General features: G+C 53.9%; 4 protein-coding genes. 3 read left to right on the forward strand and 1 reads right to left on the reverse strand.

Annotation, left to right across the window (positions count from 1 at the left end):
- The first annotated feature begins 12 nt into the window (after positions 1–12).
- Genes EFO84_RS07525 through EFO84_RS07535 form a run of 3 tightly spaced genes read left to right on the forward strand, consistent with a single transcriptional unit; the run spans position 13 to position 5,178 of the window.
- A complete protein-coding gene (locus EFO84_RS07525; RefSeq protein ID WP_127347428.1) occupies positions 13–657 on the forward strand; it encodes a hypothetical protein in 645 nt (214 codons plus the stop codon).
- Positions 654–2,090: a Y-family DNA polymerase gene (locus EFO84_RS07530; protein ID WP_127347429.1), complete on the forward strand. Its 1,437-nt coding sequence runs from the start codon at positions 654–656 to the stop codon at positions 2,088–2,090. Before EFO84_RS07525 ends, EFO84_RS07530 begins: the two co-directional genes overlap by 4 nt.
- On the forward strand, positions 2,074–5,178 hold the full coding sequence (locus EFO84_RS07535) for an error-prone DNA polymerase (protein ID WP_127347430.1): 3,105 nt from the start codon (positions 2,074–2,076) through the stop codon (positions 5,176–5,178). Before EFO84_RS07530 ends, EFO84_RS07535 begins: the two co-directional genes overlap by 17 nt.
- Before the next feature lie 6 nt (positions 5,179–5,184).
- Here the strand turns inward: EFO84_RS07535 and EFO84_RS07540 are convergent, their stop codons facing one another.
- Positions 5,185–5,733 carry a gamma carbonic anhydrase family protein gene (locus EFO84_RS07540; RefSeq protein ID WP_127347431.1) on the reverse strand — a complete coding sequence of 183 codons (549 nt, stop codon included), beginning with the start codon at positions 5,731–5,733 and terminating at the stop codon, positions 5,185–5,187.
- Positions 5,734–6,114: the final 381 nt, after the last annotated feature.

Genomic DNA, 6,114 nt, shown 5'->3' on the forward strand with positions numbered 1-6,114 from the left:
GGTGAGGTCAGTATGCAGTTACAGCAACTTTTACAGCAAGGTTTGGTCTGGCAAGGGCAGCAACATCAGCCCCATGACCAGCAGCAATTCTTAGATAGTGGCTGGGCTGAACTGAACCAACACTTGGGCGGTGGCTGGCTGCGTGGCAGCGTTAATGAATTGCAGGTAGCACAGCCATTTAGTGGCGAATTAGCCTTGTTAGTGCCGTTATTGCGGCAACTGCAGCGCCCAAGTTTATGGTTGAACCCACCGGCGCAGCCATATTGGCCGGGGTTGTTGCATCAACACATTAAGCAGCCGCCATTACTGGTGCGCACATCATGCAATGAGCATGCGGTTTGGGTGTTGGAACAAACTATGCAGTCGCGCCAATGTGGGCTATTGCTGGCTTGGCTGCCTAGCCTACCAGCGGCATGGGTACGGCGCTTACAGCAATGTGCCGAGCAGCATCAGCAACTGCTATTTGTATTCAGTAGCTGGCAGCCTAGCGATGAAGCACGCGCTTATGTGAATCGCCTGCAATTACAGCGCCCTGCCGATAAACCCCAGCTAGGCTTTCAGGTCGGCATTAAAAAACGTCGCTTTGGTTGGCCATTACCGCCGTTCCGTTGTCCGGTGGATCAGTTATTACCTGCGCGGCGTCGCCTATTAACATGAACGCCTGGTTGTATGTGCACGCGCCACAGTTGCTGCTCGATACTCAGCTGGCGCTGCAAACCACCGCCCAACAGCAGCAACCGCAGATCTTGCTCGACGGCAGTCGCGTGGGTGCGCGGCAGGTGGTGCAGTGTAATCAAGCCGCTGCGGCTGCAGGTATTCGGCTACATATGGCCGAAGTCACCGCCACCACCTTGCTAGCCGATGTGCAATTGCGGCCCTATCAAGCACAGCAAGAGCAGCGCATTTTGGCGCAACTGGCGCAGCTGTGGTACCAAGATATTGCCCATATAGCGCTGTATCCACCGCAGGGATTATTGTTTGAAGTGGCCAGTATGCTGCGCTTGTATGGTGGCTTTGAAGGGCTGTTACAGCAGTTGCAACAGCGCTTACAGGAGTGGCCCATACGTTACGTGGTGGCCAGTGGCGATACCCCCATGCGCGCGCGGCTGCTGGCGCAAGCTGGCTGTAGCCTGCTCAGCAACGATGCCCGTACAGTACAGCAAGCGGTGGCGCAATTACCCATTACCGCCAGTGGCTTAGAGCCGCTACATATCACCCGCTTGCAACAGGTTGGCATTACCACCATCGGCGCTTTGCAACAGCGCCATCGGAGTGCATTAGGTAAACGCTTTGGGCGGGCGATGACACAGTATTTGGCGCAACTCAGTGGTGAGCTGCCTACCCCACAACAGTATTACCAGCCGCCAGCACAGTTTCATCAGCAGTTAGATTTACTCGCTGAAGTTGCCAGTTGGGCGCAGTTAGTGTTTCCGCTGCGGCGCTTATTGCAGCAACTGGAGGCCTTTTTGCAAGTGCGGCAACTCAGTGTGCGTGGTCTGTTGTTGCGGGTCACCCATCGTGACGGCCAGCATACCGAGCAGCTGATTGGCTTTGCTCACCCGGTGTGGCAACTGAAAGATATGCTGGGTTTAACTCAGTTGCAGTTAGAGCGTCAGCAACTCCCTGAACCAGCACTCGAGTTGGCATTACGTGCGCAGCGGCTGGAGCCCCGACAACAGCAGCACAATGATTTGGTGCAGGCCAGTGCTGAAGTCGCCGCACCCACCCAACCGCTCGGTGAGTTAGTCAGCCGCTTACAGGCGCGCTTGGGTGAGCGCGCGGTACAACTGCCTCAGCCGCAGCGTGACTGGCGGCCACAGCAGGCGCAGCAGTGGCAGTTATGGCAGGCCACTGCCACCAGCGCTGGGCTGATGCCACAATTGCCTCGGCCATTGTGGTTGCTTGACCCCGAGCAACCGATTGATCCACAGCATTGGCAGCTGCAATGGGGCCCAGAACGCTTAGCCAGTGGTTGGTGGGACGATACCCCGTGCCAGCGCGACTACTATGTGGCGCTGGATCAGCAACAGCGGCAAGGCTGGATCTTCCATTCCCAGCAAGGTTGGTTTGTGCATGGCTGGTTCACCTAATTGGGCGCCGGTAGCGCTGCATTGTCGCAGTAGCTACAGTTTTTTGCGTGCCGCTTCGCAACCGAAAGAATTAGTGCAGCGCGCCATTGAGCTGGGTTATCAGGCCTTAGCCATCACCGACGAGTGCTCGTTAGCGGGTGCGGTAAAAGCCTATGTGGCAGCTCGCAATAGCCCGCTGCGGCTGATTATTGGTAGCGAGTTTCAGCTGCCCGAGCTGGGTTGTTTGATCCTGTTGGTGCAGCATCACCAAGGTTATGCACAGTTGTGCGCACTGATCACCCAAGCACGCAGGCGCGCCGAAAAAGGCAGTTATCAGCTCAGTGCTCAGCAATTCCTTGCCGCTAGTAGCAACCTAAGTGATTGCTTACTGTTGTGGCGGCCAGCGTCTGAAGCGGCTTTTGCCGAGTATCATGAGCTGTTGCAGCAAGCTTTTCCAGAGCGTCTCTGGTTGGCCTATAGCCGCCATTACCAAGCTAACGATGCCGAGCAGTATCGGCGCTATGTGCAGTATCACCAGCAATCCGGCATTCCGGTGCTGGCCGCTTGTGAGGTGTATTACCATCAGCCGGAGCGGCAGCCACTGTATGACGTGATGACCGCCATTCGCTGCGGCCAAGCGGTCACCGAGGTAGTCGAACAATTACTGCCGAATCAGGAATTTTGCCTACGCAGTAGCACGGAGTTAGAGCGTTGCTACCCTATGGCGTGGTTAGCTGAAGCCAGTCAGTTAAGCCAACGTTGCCAGTTCAGTATGAGTGAGCTGAGTTATCAGTACCCAGCCGAACTAGTGCCGGCTGGGCGTAGTGCCGACGATTACCTACGCGAATTGACCTATGCTGGGGTGACGCAGCGTTTTCCCGCTGGCTTACGCAGCGATGTGCAGGAAAAGCTGGAAAAAGAACTGGGGTTGATTGCCCAATTGGGCTACGCCTATTTCTTTCTCACCATTCATGATTTGGTGCAGTTTGCCCAACAGCGCGGCATTTTGTATCAAGGCCGTGGCTCGGCAGCTAACTCGGTAGTGTGTTATTGCTTACAAATCACTGCGGTGAATCCGGACCAAATTGATGTGCTGTTTGAGCGCTTTATTTCGGTGGAACGCGATGAGCCCCCCGATATTGATGTCGACTTTGAGCATCAACGGCGCGAAGAGATCATCCAATATATTTACCAGAAATATAGTCGCGAACGGGCGGCATTAGCCGCTACGGTGATTTGCTATCGCTTACGTAGCGCCTTTCGCGATGTTGGCAAAGCCTTAGGTTTTAGCGAGCCAGAACTGGCGCACTATATGCGCCATATTGATCGCCGTGACCATCAGCTTGATTGGCAACAGCAACTGCAACAGCAGGTGCCGCAATTGGTCAGTACCAGCCGTGGCCGCTGGCTGCTACAGCTGACCGAGCAATTGCGCGGTATGCCACGGCATTTGTCGCAACATGTTGGTGGCTTTGTGATTGCTGCAACCAGTTTGACCCAGCTAGTACCAGTAGAAAACGCCAGCATGCCTGACCGCACGGTGATTCAGTGGGATAAAGACGATATTGAAACGCTGAAATTAATCAAAGTGGATGTGCTGGCGCTCGGCATGCTCAGTGCACTGCGCAAGATGTTTGAACTGGTAGCGCAGCATCATCAACGGCCACTGAATCTAGCCAGCCTGCCAAGCGACGACCCGGCGGTGTATGAGATGCTGCAACGAGGCGATTCCATTGGCGTGTTTCAGGTCGAATCGCGGGCGCAAATGAATATGCTGCCGCGGCTAAAGCCAGCGCGCTTTTATGATCTAGTGGTGCAAATTGCCATTGTCCGGCCCGGCCCCATTCAGGGCGATATGGTCCACCCCTATTTGCGCCGCCGTGCCGGGCTGGAAGCAGTGACCTACCCCAGCGCTGCGGTGCAAAGCGTACTCGAGCGCACTCTCGGGGTACCCATTTTTCAGGAGCAAGTGATTAAATTGGCTATGGTGGCCGCTGGCTTTAGTGGTGGCGAAGCCGATCAGTTGCGGCGCGCTATGGCCAATTGGAAAAGCAGCGGTGAATTGCGCCAATTTGAACAGCGCTTGATTGATGGCATGTTAGCGCGCGGCTACAGTAGCGAATTTGCTCAGCGTATCTACCAGCAAATTTGTGGTTTTGGCGAATATGGCTTCCCCGAGTCGCATTCGGCCAGTTTTGCTAACTTAGCCTATGCCTCGGCGTGGATGAAGTGTCACTACCCAGCGGTCTTTTATTGCGCTTTATTAAATAGTTTACCCATGGGCTTTTACTCGGCGGGGCAGCTTATTGCCGATGCCAATCGCCACCATATTCCGGTGTTACCGGCCGATATTCAAAGCAGCCAGTGGCATCATCAGTTGGTACCGTTGCAACAGTTAGCCATTCGCTTAGGGTTGTGCATTATTAAAGGGCTCAACGGTGAGCGTTGCCGTGAACTTTTAGCCCAGCGCCCTGCCGGCGGCTATCAGCAGCTACAGCAATTACGGCAATTGGGCTGGAGTGCGGCGGAACTACAGCAACTAGCGGCCGCCGATGTTTTGAGCAAGCTCAGCGGCCACCGCTATCAAAGCCAGTGGCAAAGCATGGCATTGGCACATGAGCAGTTGCCGTTATTTGCCCAAGTCAGTGACAGTGATGATGACACTATGCTGCCAGCGCCATTGGAATATCACGATATTGGTGCTGATTACAGCAGCACCGGATTATCACTGCGGCGTCACCCGTTAGCGCTATTACGTGAGCAGGGTGTGTTGAAGGGTTGTCGTACTGCAGCAGAGTTACCATTATTGCGCCACCAGCAAGTAGTTGAAGTGGCCGGTATTGTGACCTGTCGGCAGCGGCCAGGCACCGCCAGCGGTGTCACCTTTATTACCTTAGAAGACGAAACCGGGCTGGTGAATGTAGTGGTGTGGCTGGCAACGGCGCGGCAGTTTAAGCAGGCCTATCTGACTGCGCGGCTGTTACGAGTACGCGGTATTTTGGAGCGTCACGGCGAGGTGATTCATATTATTGCTGGGCGTTTACAGGATGGTAGCGCGGCACTTGATCAGCATCAGCTAGAGACCAAGCGCTCGCGTGACTTTCATTAACAGCGGTTAAATAGGGCTGACGTTGAGTTGGTAATCGTCTTTCAACAGCACATAGTTAGCAGCCGACTGCGGCAAAAACTCTAGCTCATGTTTATGTAAACGGCGTTGCTGTTGTACTGGGCTACCCACATACAAGTAACCACTTTCGAGAACCTTACCAGGCGGCACTAAACTACCGGCGCCAATAATCACATCGTCTTCGATTATCGCACCATCCATGACTATCGCCGACATACCTATTAGTACACGATTGCCAATACGGCAGCCGTGCAGCATAACATGATGGCCCACGGTCACATCGTCACCAATAATCAGTGGTTCGCCTTCAGGCTTACCGCTACTGGCTCGGCTGACATGCAGCACGCAGTTATCTTGAATATTAGTGCGGGCACCAATACGGATAAAGTTGACGTCGCCGCGGGCCGACACCAATGGCCAGATACTGACGTGATCATCCAGTTTAACGTCACCAATTAATACCGCGCTACGGTCCACGTAGACATGTTCACCCAGTTGCGGCTCCATACCCCGATAACTACGAATATCTCCACTCATGGCGATTTACCTCTAAATTGTTATCTTTTTGATCATTTAAGCGACTAGCAAAATACTAGCAGAAAGCCGCTATGCTGGCGAATTAAACGAACTCGGTACAAAATTTAGGTGCTTTGTATAGAAAGCCAGCAGTCAGTAAAAAAACAGTCAAAAAGGCAGAAAACGGGCTTGACGGTTGCAGTTAAATCTCTAAAATGCGCCCCACGCTTTAGGCAGACGATGAAGTCGCCAAAAGCAGCGGTTTTGCGTCATAAATATTTTGCCGAAAGGCTTGACTCAACCGCTCAAGGCTGTAGAATGCGCAGCCTGCTCACTGCGAGCAACGCTCTTTAACAATATACCAAGCCAAGCAAACTGTGTGGGCACTTACCGGATTCAGGC

It is taken from the genome of Pseudidiomarina mangrovi, from assembly GCF_003999375.1.
GTDB classification, from domain to species: domain Bacteria; phylum Pseudomonadota; class Gammaproteobacteria; order Enterobacterales; family Alteromonadaceae; genus Pseudidiomarina; species Pseudidiomarina mangrovi.

Excerpts from the sequence above, each read along its gene's own strand:
- EFO84_RS07540 (WP_127347431.1), bottom strand. The coding sequence starts at position 5,733 with ATGAGTGGAGATATTCGTAGTTATCGGGGTATGGAGCCGCAACTGGGT.
- EFO84_RS07535 (WP_127347430.1), top strand. The coding sequence starts at position 2,074 with ATGGCTGGTTCACCTAATTGGGCGCCGGTAGCGCTGCATTGTCGCAGT.
- EFO84_RS07530 (WP_127347429.1), top strand. The coding sequence starts at position 654 with ATGAACGCCTGGTTGTATGTGCACGCGCCACAGTTGCTGCTCGATACT.
- EFO84_RS07525 (WP_127347428.1), top strand. The coding sequence starts at position 13 with ATGCAGTTACAGCAACTTTTACAGCAAGGTTTGGTCTGGCAAGGGCAG.